Origin of the sequence: Pseudomonas vancouverensis (genome assembly GCF_004348895.1) — a bacterium.
In the GTDB taxonomy this organism is placed as follows: domain Bacteria; phylum Pseudomonadota; class Gammaproteobacteria; order Pseudomonadales; family Pseudomonadaceae; genus Aquipseudomonas; species Aquipseudomonas vancouverensis.
In genome coordinates, this window is record NZ_RRZK01000008.1 from 381313 (window position 1) to 398556 (window position 17244).

8 protein-coding genes and 2 riboswitches are annotated in these 17244 nt (G+C 60.0%); of the genes, 3 read left to right on the forward strand and 5 right to left on the reverse strand.

The features are described from left to right. The first annotated feature begins 94 nt into the window (after positions 1–94). Positions 95–7069: an NEL-type E3 ubiquitin ligase domain-containing protein gene (locus EIY72_RS09440; protein ID WP_093219325.1), complete on the forward strand. Its 6975-nt coding sequence runs from the start codon at positions 95–97 to the stop codon at positions 7067–7069. A gap of 72 nt (positions 7070–7141) precedes the next feature. On the opposite strand, the gene metH is transcribed toward EIY72_RS09440, so the two are convergent. Further along, entirely contained in the window at positions 7142–10852 is a 3711-nt protein-coding gene (gene metH / locus EIY72_RS09445; RefSeq protein ID WP_093219332.1) for a methionine synthase, read from the reverse strand. Between the two features lie 156 nt (positions 10853–11008). Between metH and EIY72_RS09450 the strand changes: the two genes are divergently transcribed. Continuing rightward, a complete protein-coding gene (locus EIY72_RS09450) occupies positions 11009–13306 on the forward strand; it encodes a fatty acid cis/trans isomerase (RefSeq protein WP_093219337.1) in 2298 nt (765 codons plus the stop codon). 128 nt (positions 13307–13434) lie between these two features. Then, positions 13435–14019, forward strand: a complete 585-nt coding sequence (gene nfuA / locus EIY72_RS09455; RefSeq protein ID WP_007959519.1) for a Fe-S biogenesis protein NfuA — start codon at positions 13435–13437, stop codon at positions 14017–14019. Between the two features lie 168 nt (positions 14020–14187). Here the strand turns inward: nfuA and cobM are convergent, their stop codons facing one another. The 4 genes from cobM to EIY72_RS09475 form a co-directional block, all read right to left on the reverse strand. Next, positions 14188–14934, reverse strand: coding sequence for a precorrin-4 C(11)-methyltransferase (cobM, locus tag EIY72_RS09460; RefSeq protein ID WP_093219341.1), 747 nt, complete (start codon positions 14932–14934; stop codon positions 14188–14190). 82 nt (positions 14935–15016) lie between these two features. Beyond that, complete coding sequence (locus tag EIY72_RS09465; protein ID WP_093219345.1) at positions 15017–15430, reverse strand: cobalamin biosynthesis protein; 414 nt, start codon at positions 15428–15430, stop codon at positions 15017–15019. Further along, positions 15427–16134 carry a CbtA family protein gene (locus tag EIY72_RS09470; RefSeq protein WP_093219349.1) on the reverse strand — a complete coding sequence of 236 codons (708 nt, stop codon included), beginning with the start codon at positions 16132–16134 and terminating at the stop codon, positions 15427–15429. The genes EIY72_RS09465 and EIY72_RS09470 overlap by 4 nt, the downstream gene beginning before the upstream one ends. An 11-nt stretch (positions 16135–16145) precedes the next feature. Then, a complete protein-coding gene (locus EIY72_RS09475) occupies positions 16146–16337 on the reverse strand; it encodes a CbtB domain-containing protein (protein ID WP_093219353.1) in 192 nt (63 codons plus the stop codon). A 118-nt stretch (positions 16338–16455) separates the two neighbouring features. Then, a riboswitch (cobalamin riboswitch) is annotated at positions 16456–16679 on the reverse strand. A gap of 256 nt (positions 16680–16935) precedes the next feature. Beyond that, a riboswitch (cobalamin riboswitch) is annotated at positions 16936–17149 on the forward strand. The last annotated feature ends 95 nt before the right edge of the window (positions 17150–17244 follow it).

Sequence of the window (17244 nt, forward strand, 5' to 3'; positions counted from 1 at the left end):
ATGTTTATCCAACAATTATTTACCGCATGGCGAGTGCGTTGGCGTGATGTCCTGATGCTTCAACTCTGACATCAGGAGATTCACCGTGTCTGCAATGGACTCACCCATGGACGCCGGTTTGCACACCGATCTGATCAAGGATCGGCTGCCCGCCTGGATCAATCACCTCACCACCGCCGATATCAAGGCGCTCGGCCAAAGCCGCATACCGGCCCAACTACCCGTCAATGCCAACCCTGACTGGCTTGCTCGAGCTACGCCGCAGATGCGCCAACGCCTGCGTGACAGCCAGACGCGCAGTCGTGCCGCGAATGTGGCCTTGGCCAGGACCCTCAAGGATCTCAAAGGGATCACCGAATTCTGCGAACCTTTGCTCAAAGAGGCGTTGCGCAGTCAGTTCGGGGTCGAGCCCGACTTGAAACACAATCAGTTGTATCACCTGCGCTATCGGCAACTGACGATCACGCAGCCGTTGCTTCAGGCGGCCCTCGGCAACTTCGAAGCGAACATGGCATTCGACGAAGTGGCGCTTGAACAAACCAGTGCCATAGCGCCACTCGGCGCTTTGCTGACTGAATACTACGGAGAGCCCAGGGCGGACGGTACGCGTGCGGCGCGATACCGGTACACCGAAAAGCTTGCCATGAAACCGGCAGAGTTCTCGGCCCTGTGCCGTCGCCTGGATCTAGGCAAACAATACCAGGATCATCTGGCAGGGATATTCGATGCCCCGGCAAACAAGGCCCGGGTGCGCGAGCAGATGATCAGTGCGCAGAAGGCCGCGATGGAAGTGCGTGTGCACAGCGCGCGCATCCGCGATGAAATCACCCAGGCAGGTTATGAAACCTTGCTGGCGCTGTTGAGTGGCCAGTCTGCCCCGACGTTCAACGGCCATCCGGTTGTCTGCAGTCAACTGGAGATGTTTGGCGCTTCTCTGGGTGAGATTGTGATCATCGGTGCGGGAACTCGCGCGACCCAACAATTGCTTAAGCGCGGTGAACCCTGGACGGCATTGCTACACCTTAATCCGCTACCATTTTTGAGAAAACAGCTGAGCGCAAATGAAGAGCGGATCATCGTTTATATTCCTGGCGCGCCGCTGTACCCCATTAAGGAGTACGCCTCGTTCAAGGCCTTCGAGCACGATCTGCGGCTCAATGTCCGCCATGCGCAGTACCAGCGTTTGTTGACGGGGTATGCCAAACACGATGAAGCCGGGCATTTCATTGCCACACTCAAGGCAGCGTTGATGACCTACAAATGGAACGCCAATGCCGGGAGCAACGGGCGTTACGAGCAGGTCTACGATGACGAAGCCAACCTGCGGCTCAAGGAAAGTTTCTTCGCAACTGAATTGTTTGGTGAACTTCACACTCGCCACCAACAGCGTATGAAGGCCAACGCACGCCTGCTGGTGGTGCCGACAGCGGACGTCGACAACGAGGCGTTCTGGGCGCGGCTCAAGCATTTTGCCGGGCTCGGCCTGGACTTTCTCAACGTTGCGGCGTTTTTTGTACCAGGCCTTGGCGAGGTGATGATGGCAGTGGCCGCAGTGCAACTGTCCGTCGAGGTCTATGAGGGGATTGAGGCCTGGCAGGAGGGTGACAGTGATGAGGCTTGGTCACACCTCGAGTCTGTGGCCGTGAACGTGGCGTTCATTGCAGCATTGGGGGCTGCCGGTGCAGCGGCAGGCAAGGCCCCGGTCATCCAGGTTTCGCGATGGGTCGATGGCCTGGTCCCGGTCAAGTTGCCAAACGGTGAGGCGCGGCTGTGGAAGCCGGATCTGGCACCTTACCGCAGCAGCTTCTTTCTTGATCCACACGCCAGTCCCAATGCGTTGGGGCAATTCAAATCCGACGGCAGAACCTTCATCAAAATCGACGGACATCTGCATGAAAAGGTCTTCGACAGCGATGCAGGGCAGTGGCGCATCAGGCATCCATCCAACCCGGATGCCTATCAGCCGTTGATGCAACACAATGGTCAAGGTGCATGGCGCCATAGTCTGGAGCGCCCGCTGGAGTGGGATCGCCCCACGTTGCTCAGGCGCATGGGGCCGCAAGCCGAGGGCTTCACCGATCAGGAACTTGAGCGCATCGCCGACGTCAGTGGCATCAGCGACGATGCCTTGCGCAAGATGCACGTCGATAATCTGCCGATGCCTCCCTTGCTTCGCGACACCCTGCGTCAGTTCCAGGTGGATCGGCAGGTGAACAATCTGATCCGGCAAATGCGCAGCGACCAGCCCCTCTCTGACGAGTACAGCCATCTTCTACCCTTCATCAGTGAATTGCCCGGCTGGCCCCATGGACGCCAAATGGAGGTATTCGACGGCGTGAAGGGCTCAGGTCCTTCAACTCTTTATGGAGTCGCCGGCAGCGCGGTAGCGGAGCCGATCCAGTTCAGTCGCAATGATGTGTATGGGGCGAGATTTGCCGATCGGCTGCTGGCGCAGCTCAACGAGCAGGAAATTGTCGGCTTGCTCGGGGTGGAAGGGGCTCGAGTCAATACATTGCGCGGCTCGGTGCTCAGGGAGCAGTTCGCAGAACTGGCACAGCGCAAAAAATCAGCGTTGTTCAATAGACTGTATACCGCCGAGACTTCGGGCGACCCAGGGGTGCAGTTGTTTCAACGGCATCACCCGGGACTTTCGGTGAGAGCTGCAAGTGAATTGTTGGGCAACGCCACCGAGCTGGAGCGCGGCAGAATGCGCGACAGTCAGCGCGTACCCCTGCGGCTGGCGGAAGAGGCACGCTGGTATGTGCAGCAAAACCGCTTGAGCCGCGCCTTGGCCGGTTTGCAGCTGGAAAGCATGGCGGCGGCCGACAGTGACAGGCTGGCGCTGCATGCATTGAAAAAACTTCCGGGCTGGCCAAGTGATGTGCGGCTGGAGGTGCGCGACGGCAATATCCGTGGGCAATTGCTGGACAGCATCGGCCCGGAAACGGCGTCAGTGCGCAAATTTCTGGTCAGGCAATCCGAAGGGTATCGCGCCTTCGACGAGCAAGGCCAGGCACTCAATAGTGTTCCCCGGCATGGTCGCAACCTTTACGCCTCGATCATGCACGCCTTGCCGGACGCAGCACGTCAATCACTGAACCTGCCCCATGTGGGCCAGGGCGCCGATCTCGAGCAAGCGATCCTCAAGCAGGCGTTCTTGAATCGCAGCGAAATGGCGCGGGCCCTTGGGCAACAACCGTCCAAATCCTGGTTCAAGCCACCAATGCGTCTGGCGGACGGCCGAACAGGTTATCCCTTGAGTGGTCGTGGGGCGGGCCGGGCGAGTCCTTCGCTGATCGCCCGTGTCGAGGATTTCTTCCCCGGTGTGCAGGAGTGGGAAGCCAGCCTTTTCATTTACCGATGTCAGTTGGAGGGCAATACCGATCAGCAGATTCTGCATTTGTTGAATACCAAGGCTCGGGAGCTTGAGGGGCTGCGCAACTCGCTTGATCAATGGGCCGCACAAGATGCGCCAGAAACCTCTGCCATGGACATGAACCCGGTGGGTCGGCAGCAGACCGTAGATCGAATCATCGACAGCTGGCGTCGTTCATTCATTGGTGCGGGTAATGAATACCAGCGCTTGAACCTGCAGGGATTAACAGACTTGCCGAATTTGCCGGACGGGTTTTCGCAAGTCAGCGAACTGTTGATCGGAGGTCAAGACTTCACCGGTCATCAGGCTGCCACGCTGTTACAGCGCTTCCCGGCAGTGAAAAAACTCACCATTCGACTGAATGACCTCACTGGCTTGCCTGACGCTTTGGCATTGCAGACATCGCTCACCGAACTGACGATAGAAGGCTACCGTGTGCAATACCCGGCAGAATTTCAGGCACGGTTGAATGCCATGCCAGCTCTTGAGCGCCTGAGGCTTCTAGGCACGGGATCACTCAACCGTATTGATGTCTCCAGGTTGACCGGGTTGCGTGAGCTGAACCTGTCCGGGGCAAAACTGATCGAGTGGCCGGGCGGCGCATTAGGGCTTGAGCATCTGGAACAACTGAACTTGCGCGGTAGCGATCTGCAATCACTTCCCGCGGAGCTTTTAAGCGGTCATGAACAATTATGGCGCGGCTTGACCCTGGACTGGTCGACGCTCAATCACGAATCGTTCATGGCGGCGTACGCCTGGCTCAAGGACAACCCCGCGCATCTGGTTGACACCGGGGCAATGGTCGACAGCTACTGTCGTGGCGTTTTGAGTCGTGCCATGGGCCAACTTGACACCCGGGCGGTGGAAGGATGGCGCCTGGCAGGGGATTCCAGCGATGTGATGCTCGATAGAGTCGGACAACTGCGCCAGCAGGAAAGCCAGCTGGACCAGGTACTTCTCAACTGGCAATCGCGAGCGCATACGGTCGATCAACAGCCGGTCGATTCGCGGAGCCTGCTTTCGATCGGGCAGCATCTCAAATCCGCCTGGCGCAATGGCGTTCGTGCACGCATCGAACTCCAGCCATTGGTTCCGGGCCCGTCTTGGCGGCCTGGTGGCAGCGGCGTTGGCAACATTCTGGACCTTTCCGGCGTGGCCCTGGGTGGATTGCCCGCACTACCGGAAAATACCTTCGCTCATGTATTGGCGCTGCGTATCGCCGGTGTCAGGGCGTCAGTCGAGGAAATCGATGGCTTTTTAAAGGGCTTTTCGGAGCTGCGAGAGTTGGATATCAGCGGTAACGCCCTGGCCGAACTCCCGGCCGCCGTTGAAGGACTGGCACATCTCGACAGGTTGAATGCTTCCGGCAATCAGATTCTGGTGACTCCGGCGGTTCAGCAGCGATTAAGCGGATTGGCAGGGCTTCAGCAACTGACATTGAAGTCCAACCCGCTGCGGGCGCTGGATGTCACGGGACTGAACCGATTACAGACACTGGATGTGAGCCACAGCGCCCTGCGCGAGTGGCCAGCCGGCATACTGGGTCTGCCAGAACTCACGCGTCTGGACCTGAGCTACAGTGCCATCCACAACTTGCCGACTGAGCTATGGCTCGGGCACGACGGTCTGCTGGCCAACTCCAACGTGCGCGGCTGCCCATTGAGTGCGCAGACATTGGCAGAGCTGCAAGCCTGGTCGCGAGGTAACGGCAGTTCGCTCGGCATTCCTGCGGACGCGTTGCTGGAAGGACACACGGGCGGCGAACCGGAATATTTTTCCGGAGAGGAAACCCAGGACGCCATCAATCGTGATCTGCTGCCGGCCGTGGCGGCGGATGTGCCTCGCAACGATCCAGGGTTTTCCCTGGTGAACCGCTTGAAACTTTTGGACCCGGCCATGAGCGAAGCGACGGCCGAGCAAGTCATCGAACTGATGCGCACGAAAGGATTGCCATTTCTGCAGATCGACAGCCGGATCAGCCAATGGCGGCTGCAACTGGAAACCCTGCATCAGCAACTCAATGACTGGATCAACATTCGTACCTATCGCGAAGGCAATTACCGGGTGTCCTCGACCTATCGTCGGCGCGCGGCCGAGCGCATCCTGAGTGTCTGGCGCGAACAGCTGCGCGGCGTACCCGCGGTGTCGAACAGCAACCCCGGAAGCTTGCTGGATCTGAGTCAGATTCCTTTGGGCGAACTACCGGCGCTGTCCGGCGATTTCAGCCACGTAGGCAGCCTCAATCTGACACGGGTGAGTAACGGTGGGCAGGGGTTCGATGCTTTTCTAGGCGTGTTTACGCAGATTCGTACGCTGGTCATCAATCGCAACGGGCTGGCTGAATTGCCCGCCGCCATCAGCAGGCTCGGACAACTTGAGCGGATGGAAGCAGCGCACAACAACCTGACCGATAGCGAGGGACTTCAGCGCGAGATCAGTGGCTCGACTCAACTGCGTTGGCTGGACCTGAGTGAAAACGACCTGCAAAGGATCAGTGTTGGCGGGCTATTGCGCCTGGAAAACCTGTATTTGAATAACAACGCGCTGACTGAGTGGCCGCAAGCCTCCCTGGACTTGCCAAGCTTGCGGACCCTGAATTTGAGCGACAACAGCTTGAGCGAGTTTCCGTTGGAAGCCACCGTCGGCCACGACGAATTGATGAGGGGTACGGTTCTGTCCAACAACGTACTGCCGGCCGATGAGCTGAGAAATCTGCAGGCGTATGCTCGTCGTTCTGGTAACACCCTGGGGTACAACCTGGACGAAATCGAGCAGATGATCGAGGACTATGAGCGTGACGAGTGGGCTGCGAGCGACTTCTCCTCCGAGGATGAGGGGGGCGACGAAACCGAGAGTAAGCAAAGCGAGCGCTGGATCGACAGCGATGAGGAAATGGCTGCGGACAAACAAGCCACATGGGACAGCTTGAAGGATGAAGAAGGCAGTCAGGACTTTTTCCACCTGCTTTCGCAACTCCGGCATACCCGGGACTTCATCAGTGATCGGGCGGGACTTACCCGGCGGGTCTGGCAGGTGCTCGAGGCGGCGCAAAGCAGCACCGATTTGCGCAAGGATCTGTTCCTCATATCCGAGCGCGGGTACACCTGCGGCGATGGTCGAATCCTTCGATTCAGCGATCTGGAGGTCAAGGTGTTCGAGTTCAACGCCTTGCGTTCCGTTGCGCCGGGTCAGGAAGGGCGCGAGCTGTTCAAGCTGTCGAGAAACCTCTTCCGTCTGGGCAAGGTCGAGGAGATTGCCAAGGTCCAGGCTGAACGCCCACCCAAGAAGGACCCCGCCGAAGTGCGCCTGGCCTACCGCATCGGCCTAACCGAGCGCCTGGAACTGCCGGCGCAACCGGATTCGATGCTGTATCAAGGTGTGTCCGGTGTGACGTCCCGGGACCTGGATGCGGCCTATACGACCGTTACCAATGCGGAAAACAGCCGAGAATTCGTCGATGAAATCGTGCGGCGTGAGTACTGGATCGATTACCTCAAACGCAAGTACCCGGATGAGTACGCGGCACTGGCCACGCGCCAGGCCGAGGCGGCGGATGCACTGGAGTCGCGTTACCCGGATTTCAGTGACGCTTATCTGCGGGAAGTGGACGAGTTGAATTCAGCCAAGAACACTGAGTCGCTCAACCTTGCGGTACAACTGACCGGACGCGAGCGCGCCGAGATCGGCCTGTAAGAGCGGCCATGAAAAAACAAACGGCCTCTGGATCAATCCGGAGGCCGTTTTTCGTTCGGTGCTACCGCTCGATCAGTTGTCGTAGCCGAGGTTCGGTGCCAGCCAGCGCTCAGTCACGCTCAACTCCTGGCCTTTGCGCGAGGTGTAGCTTTGCACCTGATCCTTGTCGACCTTGCCCACGGCGAAGTACTGCGCCTGCGGGTGAGCGAAGTACCAGCCGCTGACGGCCGCGGCAGGGAACATGGCGTAGTGTTCGGTGAGGAACACGCCGCTGCGGCCGGCGCGCATTTCCTGCGCTTCAGGATCAAGCAGGGCGAACAGGGTGGCCTTCTCGGTGTGATCCGGGCACGCCGGATAGCCCGGGGCAGGGCGGATGCCGGAATACTGCTCTTTGATCAGCGCCTCGTTGTCGAGGGCCTCATCCTTGGCATAACCCCAGTGCTCCTTGCGCACCTGTTGGTGCAGCCATTCGGCGCACGCCTCGGCCAGGCGGTCAGCCAAGGCCTTGACCATGATCGAGTTGTAGTCGTCGCCCGCATCCTGGTAGGCCTTGGCCACTTCCTCGGCGCCGATGCCGGCGGTGGTAATGAAGCCGCCGACGTAGTCGGTCACTTCGCTGTCTTTTGGCGCGACGAAATCAGCCAGGGAGAAGTTCGGCTTGCCATCGGTCTTGATGATCTGCTGACGCAAGTGATGCAAGCGGGCCATCGGCTTGCCGTCATCGCCATAGAGCTCGATGTCGTCGTCATGCACCTGGTTGGCCGGCCAGAAACCGAACACGGCACGGGCGCTGATCAGCTTCTCGTCGATCAGCTTGGTTAGCATTTCGCGGGCGTCCTTGTACAGCGCGGTGGCGGCTTCACCGACCACCTCGTCTTCAAGGATGCGCGGGAACTTGCCGGCCAGGTCCCAGGAGATGAAGAACGGCGTCCAGTCGATGTAGTCGGCCAGGACGTTGAGGTCGATGTTGTCCAGCACCCTGGTACCGGTGAACGTCGGTTTGACCGGGGTGTAGGTGGCCCAGTCGAACTGCGGCTTTTTCGCGATGGCAGCGGCGTAGCTCAGGCGTTCGGTTCTTGCGCTGCGGTTGGCGGTACGCTCGCGGACTTCGATGTATTCCTCGCGGGTCTTCTCGACGAAGCCGGCCTTCAATTCCTTGGACAACAGCTGCGTCGCCACACCCACGGCGCGGGAGGCGTCGGTGACGTAGACCACGGCGTCATTGCTGTACTTGGGTTCGATCTTCACCGCGGTGTGCGCTTTGGAGGTCGTTGCGCCACCGATCATCAGCGGCAGGTGGAAATCCTGGCGCTGCATTTCGCGGGCGACGTGGACCATTTCATCCAGCGATGGGGTGATCAGGCCGGACAGACCGATGATGTCGCACTTCTGTTCCTTGGCCACCTGCAGGATCTTTTCCGCCGGGACCATCACGCCGAGGTCGACGATGTCATAGCCGTTGCAACCCAGTACAACGCCGACGATGTTCTTGCCGATGTCGTGCACGTCACCTTTTACCGTGGCCATGAGGATCTTGCCTTTGGCTTCCGGCTTGTCGCCTTTTTCCAGTTCGATGAACGGGATCAGGTGGGCCACGGCCTGCTTCATCACACGAGCCGATTTCACCACCTGTGGCAGGAACATCTTGCCGGCGCCAAACAGGTCGCCAACGATGTTCATGCCCGCCATCAACGGGCCCTCGATCACTTCAATCGGACGGCTGAAGGACAGGCGCGATTCTTCGGTGTCTTCGACGATGTGGGTGGTGATGCCCTTGACCAGCGCATGCTCCAGACGCTTGTTGACGTCCCAGTTGCGCCACTCTTCGGTCTCGGCTTCCTTGACGCTGCCGTCGCCCTTGTACTTGTCGGCGATGGCGAGGAGGGCGTCGGTGCCTTCCGGGGTGCGGTTGAGGATCACGTCTTCGACAGCGTCGCGCAGCTCTTGCGGGATCTGGTCGTAGATCTCCAGCTGACCGGCATTGACGATGCCCATGGTCAGCCCCGCACGGATCGCGTACAGCAGGAACACCGAGTGGATCGCCTCGCGCACCGGGTTGTTGCCGCGGAACGAGAACGACACGTTGGACACGCCACCCGACGTCAATGCGTACGGCAGTTCGTCGCGGATGTAGGCACAGGCGTTGATGAAATCAACGGCGTAGTTGTTGTGCTCTTCGATACCGGTGGCCACGGCGAAGATGTTCGGGTCGAAAATGATGTCTTCCGGCGGGAAGTCCACTTCGTTGACCAGAATGTCGTAGGAGCGCTTGCAGATTTCTTTCTTGCGCGCCTCGGTGTCAGCCTGGCCGGCTTCGTCGAAGGCCATGACCACCACCGCAGCACCGTAGCGCTTGCACAGCTTGGCGTGATGGATGAACTGCTCGACGCCTTCTTTCATGCTGATCGAGTTGACGATGCCCTTGCCCTGTATGCACTTCAGGCCGGCTTCGATCACGTCCCATTTCGAGGAGTCGATCATGATCGGTACGCGGGAGATGTCCGGTTCACCGGCGATCAGATTGAGGAAGGTGACCATCGCCTTCTTCGAATCGAGCATCCCTTCGTCCATGTTGATGTCGATCACCTGGGCACCGGCTTCGACCTGCTGCAGGGCGACCTCCAGGGCTTCGGTGTAGTTGTCTTCACGGATCAGACGGGCGAATTTCGCCGAGCCGGTGATGTTGGTGCGCTCACCGACGTTGACGAACAGCGAATTGCGATCGATGGTGAAGGGTTCCAGGCCCGAGAGGCGGCAAGCCTTGGGAATGTCCGGAATCTGCCGTGGTGCATAACCGGCCACCGCCTTGGCAATGGCTTCGATGTGGCCCGGGGTGGTGCCGCAGCAGCCGCCGACGATGTTGAGGAAGCCGCTTTGGGCGAACTCTTCGATGACCTTGGCGGTTTGCGCCGGCAGTTCGTCGTACTCGCCGAATTCGTTCGGCAGGCCGGCGTTCGGGTGCGCCGAGACGTGAGTGCTGGCCTTGTTCGACAGTTCTTCCAGATACGGACGCAACTCACTGGCGCCGAGGGCGCAGTTCAGGCCGACGGAAATCGGCTTGGCGTGGGCCACGGAGTTCCAGAAGGCTTCGGTGGTCTGGCCGGACAGGGTACGGCCGGAAGCATCGGTAATGGTCCCGGAAATCATGATCGGCAGTTCGATATTCAATTCTTCGAAGACACCCTGCACGGCGAAAATCGCCGCCTTGGCGTTCAGCGTGTCGAAGATCGTTTCGATCAGGATCAGGTCGGCGCCGCCCTCGATCAGGCCCTTGGTGGATTCGGTGTAGTTTTCCACCAGCTCATCGAAGGTCACGTTGCGGTAGCCGGGGTTGTTCACGTCCGGGGACAGTGAGCAGGTGCGGCTGGTCGGACCCAGTACACCGGCGACAAAACGTGGCTTGTCCGGGTTTTCCAGGGTCTTGGCGTCGGCCACCTTGCGCGCCAGGCGCGCGCCTTCTACGTTTAACTCATACGCCAGTTCCTGCATGCCGTAGTCGGCCAGGGAAATCCGCGTCGCGTTGAAGGTGTTGGTTTCCAGAATGTCGGCGCCGGCGTCGAGGTAGGCCTTCTCGATGCCGCCAATCACGTCCGGACGCGTCAGGACCAGCAAGTCATTGTTGCCTTTGACATCGCTCGGCCAGTCCGCGAAGCGTTTGCCACGGTAATCCTGCTCTTCGAGCTTGTAGCTCTGGATCATGGTGCCCATGCCGCCATCGAGAATCAGGATGCGCTCTTTGAGGGCGTGCTTGAGAGCTTGAAGGCGAACACTGCGATCGGACATTGGGACTACTCGGAAAGACCATGACGAAGGGGCCGGATAATATCAAACTTGTGCTGTTTTAGAGCATGGGTCGGATTTACATGAATATCGCTCATGTTGATGTGGGTGCCGGACCGGTAGAATCGCGGCGTTTTTCAAAGGATCGGGACCAGGGACATGTCGTATCGTATCGCCATCAGCGCGTTGCTGTTGTGGTTAAGCTGGGGCGCCATGGCGCAAAGTCCGGCGAATTCTCCTGCTATTTCCTACACCCGCGACATCCAGCCGATCTTCACCGAGAAATGCGTGGCCTGCCATGCGTGCAACGATGCGGCCTGCCAGCTCAATCTGGGCAGTGGCGAAGGCGCGGCGCGGGGGGCGACCAAGATCCCGGTCTACGACGGTGACCGCAGCAAGGCCGTGGCACCGACCCGATTGTTTTATGACGCGTCCGGCAAGCAGGCCTGGCAGCACAAGGGCTTCTATTCGGTGCTGGATGCCCAGGGCTCTCAAGCCGCGCTGATGGCGCGGATGCTGGAGCTTGGCCACAAAACGCCTCTCCAACCCAATGCCAAATTGCCGGAAGACATCGTCCTGGGCCTGAACCGGGAAAACATGTGCCCGATGCCCGCTGAGTTCGATGCCTATGCCGGTGCGCATCCGAAGGAAGGCATGCCGCTGGCGGTGACAGGGCTGACCGACCGGCAATACCAGACGCTGCAACGCTGGCTGGCCGCCGGCGCGCCGATCGATCAGCAAGGCCTGGCCCCCAGCGCGCGCGAAGCCGCACAGGTGGTGCAGTGGGAGAACCTGCTCAATTCGCCGGGAGCGCGCCAGGCGCTGGTAGGGCGTTGGCTCTATGAACACTGGTTTCTGGCGCATATCTACTTCAAGGATGGCGAGCCGGGGCATTTCTTCCAGTGGGTACGCTCGCGTACACCCACCGGCCAGCCGATCGACCTGATCGATACCCGTCGTCCGAATGACGACCCGGGTACCCAGTTCTATTACCGCCTGTGGCCGGTCCAGGGCGTGATCGTGCACAAGACACACATCACCTATCCGCTGAGCGCGGCGAAAATGGCGCGGGTCAAGACCCTGTTCTACAGCGGCAACTGGCAGGTCAATGCCTTGCCGGGGTATGGCCCGGAACGCCGCGCCAACCCATTTGCCACTTTCGAGGCGATTCCGGCGCAAGCGCGTTATCAGTTCATGCTCGATAACGCCGAGTACTTCGTGCGCACCTTCATTCGCGGCCCGGTGTGCCGTGGGCAGATCGCTACCGACGTGATCCGCGACAACTTCTGGGCATTGTTCCAGGCGCCCGAGCACGACCTCTACATCATTGATCCGAACTATCGCGGCCAGGCCACGCCGCTGCTGGCCATGCCGGGGCAGAATGACGATGTCGGCAGTGTCCTCAGTCTGTGGCACAACTACCGTGACAAACGTAACGAATACGAAGCGCTACGTCGCGACAGTTACGCCGAGCAGCCGGCGCCGAGCTGGTCGACCCTGTGGGCCGGCAACGACAACGCGCTACTGAGCATCTTCCGCCACTTCGACAGTGCTTCGGTGACCAAAGGCTTGATTGGCGATGTGCCGCAAACCCTGTGGTTGTTCGACTATCCGCTGCTGGAGCGCACCTACTATCAACTGGCGGTCAACTTCGATGTGTTCGGCAACGTGTCCCATCAAGCGCAGACACGGCTGTATTTCGACCTGATCCGCAACGGTGCCGAACAGAACTTCCTGCGCCTGATGCCCGCCGATTCCCGCGACGGGTATCTCGATGACTGGTATCAGAACAGCGGCAAATTCAAGATGTGGCTGGATTACGAGTCCATCGATAACGACAAGCCGACGGCATTGAAACTCGACCCTGCCGATCCGAAACGTGATTTCGCCAACCAATTGCTGGCGCGCTACGGTGACCTCAACGCCAGGCCCGACCCGATCAATCGCTGTGACGGTGCCTACTGTTCACGGCCGAACATCGATCCCGATCTGCAAGCGGCGGAGCAGGCCTTGAGTCGCCTGGCTTCACGTCCGGCGGCCGGGCTGAAAGTCATTGACCAGTTGCCGGAAGCAACCATGCTGCGCATTCAGACCCGTAGCGGCAAACGCGAGGTCTACAGCCTGTTGCGCAACCGTGCCCACAGCAACGTTGCTTTCATGCTCGGTGAATCGTTGCGCTACCAACCGGGGCTCGACACCCTGACGATTTTCCCCGGTGTGCTCAGCAGCTATCCGAATTTCATGTTCAATATTCCGGCCGATCAAGTGCCGGCGTTTGTCGATGCAATGGAAAACGCCAAGGACGCTGATCGTTTCGAAAAAATCGTCGAACGGTGGGGGATCCGTCGCAGTCACCCGCAATTCTGGGAGTATTTTCACGACCTGAGTCGTTACATCCACGAGACCGATCCGGTGGAAGAAGGCGTACTGGACATGAATCGCTACGAGAATCTCTGATCGATCGCCCCTTTGTGGTCGCTTCCACAAAGGGGTGGGATCGTCGGATTCTTTCCCGACAAAAATACTAGGACTTTGTCCGGCGCGATGATTGGCGTAAACTGCGCCCAAGCCTGCGAGGAGTTTCCATGACCGCTATTACCATCACCGACGCCGCCCATGATTACCTGGCCGATCTGCTCTCCAAGCAGAACACCCCGGGTATCGGCATCCGCGTCTTCATCACCCAGCCTGGCACCCAGTACGCCGAAACCTGCATTGCCTACTGCAAGCCGGGCGAAGAAAAACCTGAAGATACCGCGCTGGGGCTGAAAAGCTTCACCGCCTATATCGACTCGTTCAGCGAAGCGTTCCTTGACGACGCCGTCGTCGACTACGCCACCGACCGCATGGGCGGCCAACTGACCATCAAGGCGCCAAACGCCAAAGTTCCGATGGTCAACGCCGACAGCCCGATCAACGAGCGCATCAACTATTACCTGCAGACCGAGATCAATCCGGGGCTGGCCAGCCACGGCGGTCAGGTCAGCCTGATCGACGTGGTCGAAGACGGCATCGCCGTTCTGCAGTTCGGCGGCGGTTGCCAGGGCTGCGGCCAGGCGGACGTTACCTTGAAGGAAGGCATCGAGCGCACCTTGCTCGAGCGCATTCCGGAGCTCAAGGGTGTCCGTGACGTCACCGACCACACGCAGAAAGAAAACGCCTACTACTAAGGTGTTCGCTGCGACATGAAAAACAGCGCTGTGGCGAGGGAGCTTGCTCCCGCTTGATGGCATAGCCATCACAAAATCAGTCGATGCATTTTCCCGTGATGAGTGGGTTGATTGAAGTTGGGACCGCTCCGCGGTCCAGCGGGAGCAAGCTCCCTCGCCACAGGTGCTTCAGGGTCTGTAAAGGTGTGCGTGCCCCGCGCGATACAGCGATGACTCGCTGAAGTGGTCACTGCCCAATACCCGACCCACCAGAATCAACGCCGTACGCCGAAACCCTTTGGCTTCAACCTTTGCGGCGATATCGTCCAGGGTTCCCACCACCCAATCCTGATCCGGCCAGCTGGCCCGGTGCACCACTGCAATCGGGCAATCCGCGCCGTAATGCGGCAGCAGTTCCTCGACAATCTTCACCAAGTGGTTGACCCCCAGATGAATCGCCATAGTCGCCCCGTGCTGCGCCAGGCTGGAGAATTCCTCACCCGGCGGCATTGATGTCTTGTCGGCGTAGCGGGTGAGAATCACGCTCTGGGAGACGTCGGGCAAGGTCAGTTCTGCACCCAGCAGCGCCGCACAGGCGGCCGTGGCTGTCACGCCGGGTACGATCTCGAACGCTATGCCGAGCTCACGCAGATGGCGGATCTGCTCGCCGATGGCCCCGTAGAGGCTCGGATCGCCGGAGTGCACGCGGGCCACGTCCTGGCCCTTGGCGTTCGCCGCTTTAATCAGATCGATGATCTGTTCCAGGTGCAATTCAGCGCTGTTGACCAGCTGTTCGGCGCGATGACCTTCCAGTACGGCGGCAGGCACCAGTGATCCGGCGTAAATGATCACCGGGCAGCTTCGAATCAGTCGCTGGCCCTTGACTGTAATCAGTTCGGGGTCGCCGGGACCTGCGCCGATAAAGTAGACGGTCATGGTCAGTTCCTGTGAAAAAAGGGGCCGAACAAGGCTTCAGATGAAGATTGCTCATGATAGAAGGCAGGGATTATCGGGGATTCTACGCAACAGAGGCCAATGCCAGGGTCGCCTGGGCGTACTTTTGCCGGGGAATCAACAGTTTTGCCGGTGCCTGGGCCAGTTGTTCGGCCAGTGCCAACGCAGCACTTTCCGCCACGCCGTAGCATCCGGTGCGCTCGAAAGCGATTTGTGATTGGTGGCTGAGACGTGGCTCATACACGGCGAGCTGTTCGCTGCTGAAGAAGGTCACCGGCAGGCCCAGTTGCGAGGCCAGTTCGATCAGGGCCGGCTCGTCACGCTTGAGGTCGATGCTGGCCAGGGCCTTGATGTCATGCAGGGCGATCTGGTGCGCCCCCAGTGCCTGGTCGAGCAGCGCCCGCAAGGTGCTGACGGGGCAGCCGCGCTGGCAGCCCAGGCCGACCACCAGGGTCGGCGCTGCGCCGGCATCGGTCATGCGTGGTATTGACCGTCGCTCTTGCGGCGGAACAACCAGGTGCTGATCAGGCCCAGGGCCAGCCAGAATGCCAGGTTGGTCAGCTGCGAAGCGATCTTGAACTGGGCTTCCAGTGCCTCTGGGGCGAGCATCGAGTGCACTTCCGGTTGCGGTGCACCGATCACGTGAGGCACAGCGATAATCAGCGCGCCCAGGACTTTCATCAGCCAGTGACGGCTGAAGGCGATCAGGGCGATACCCACTGCGGTAGAGGCGGCAGTGCCCACCCACCAGATTTGCCGTTGCGCCAGATCGGCCGCAGCAGTGCCGGGCAATTCCGGTGGCAGGCCGAGGGTTGGGGCGAGGACAAAGGTGGCGTAACCGGCCAGGCCCCAGAGCAGGCCCTGGGAAGTCTTGCTCGGTGCGCGCAAGGTGTACAGGCCTGCCAGCATCAGCGCAAAGCCGACGGCCACCACCAGATTGCCACCGGTGGTCGACAGCACGCGCTGCCAGCCATTTTCCGGCTCCCAGGCTTCAGCGTCGTGGCTGTGGGCAGCCATCGCGCCCTCGGCATGCTGATGAACTTCAACAGCGGCCGGTTCGGATTTTTCGTAGGTTTCGGCCTGGAGAATCAGCGGGGCTACCGCGAAGCTCTGCAGCAGTGTCAGCAACAGGGCGGCCAGGAGCCCCGTGAAGCCTGCGGTTTGCGCAATACGCTTGATCATGTCTGCAGGTCTCAATGGCACGGGAACGCGGAGCTGTGACGAGTATCGTGCGCCGCATTGTGCACCGCCTCGATATGCGAGAAACCGGCGAAATACACCAGGCACGCGCCCAGGATCGACGCACACACAGCGGCGGTCAGGCGTTGAGTCAAGGTTGCGGTGCTGCTGGCGCTGCTTTGGGCGGTGCTGCTGATGGTGGACATGGCGCTTCCCTCTGGTCTGTCAGCGGGTGATCGAGCGCAGGTGAAACGCCGCGTGCAGGCGCGCGGCGTTTTCTAACAGCGCCCGCCCACCGCGGGTTTGTTGTGTCGGTGACGTAAACGTCACTTTGTGTTGCGGGCCGGTCTCCGGGCTCACGAGGGGTCTGGACAAGTTGTCCGAACCTGCAAGCATCACCTTCCCATGCCGTGGCACAGTGGATCTGACGCTTCACTCGCTTACCGTTGCGGGGGCAGCACCGGACTGACATGGCTTTAGAGTAAAGCACATGATTCACCGGTTTCCCGTTTCACCCTGTGAAGGGCACCCGTAACAAGTTGTGTAGCAGAGCATGGGCGAGGGTGGGGCGTCAATTGGAAGAGGTTCTCGTTTGAACTTTCTACACAGCACTCTGTGGCGAGGGAGCTTGCTCCCGTCGGGTTGCGAAGCAGCCCCTTCCATTTCTTCGGCCAAACGCTGCACACCGAATTGGCGACGGCTTCGCCGTCGAACGGGAGCAAGCTCCCTCGCCACAGGCAAGCTCCTTTTTGCCACAGAGGAGCGCATTCTCCGATCGGACATTGACCCACCCCAATACGATGCGTAGCCTTGCGCTTTCGAGGTTCTTCGGCGTTTGCCGAAGCTAAGAAGGGAACGCGGTCAATGCCGCGGCTGCCCCCGCAACTGTGAACGGTGATGTTCGTTGCCATGCCACTGCAGGCCCAATCCACGGGGCCGGCGGGAAGGCGCAGCGAATGCCGGGCGTCAACGCCGGCACACCGTCAGCCAGGAGACCTGCCTCGACACAGATTCTCACTTTCAACCGGGCGGGGTGATCCGGTGGCGAACTCTTCCAGGCACGCGCTCGCGTTGCCGGTCGTCGTCCCGTATGCCCGCCATTAACGCCAAAGG

Bases quoted from the DNA above. Each gene is read 5' to 3' on its own strand.
- nfuA (WP_007959519.1), top strand. From the start codon at position 13,435: ATGACCGCTATTACCATCACCGACGCCGCCCATGATTACCTGGCCGAT.
- EIY72_RS09465 (WP_093219345.1), bottom strand. From the start codon at position 15,430: ATGACCGATGCCGGCGCAGCGCCGACCCTGGTGGTCGGCCTGGGCTGC.
- cobM (WP_093219341.1), bottom strand. From the start codon at position 14,934: ATGACCGTCTACTTTATCGGCGCAGGTCCCGGCGACCCCGAACTGATT.
- EIY72_RS09475 (WP_093219353.1), bottom strand. From the start codon at position 16,337: ATGTCCACCATCAGCAGCACCGCCCAAAGCAGCGCCAGCAGCACCGCA.
- EIY72_RS09470 (WP_093219349.1), bottom strand. From the start codon at position 16,134: ATGATCAAGCGTATTGCGCAAACCGCAGGCTTCACGGGGCTCCTGGCC.
- metH (WP_093219332.1), bottom strand. From the start codon at position 10,852: ATGTCCGATCGCAGTGTTCGCCTTCAAGCTCTCAAGCACGCCCTCAAA.
- EIY72_RS09450 (WP_093219337.1), top strand. From the start codon at position 11,009: ATGTCGTATCGTATCGCCATCAGCGCGTTGCTGTTGTGGTTAAGCTGG.
- EIY72_RS09440 (WP_093219325.1), top strand. From the start codon at position 95: ATGGACTCACCCATGGACGCCGGTTTGCACACCGATCTGATCAAGGAT.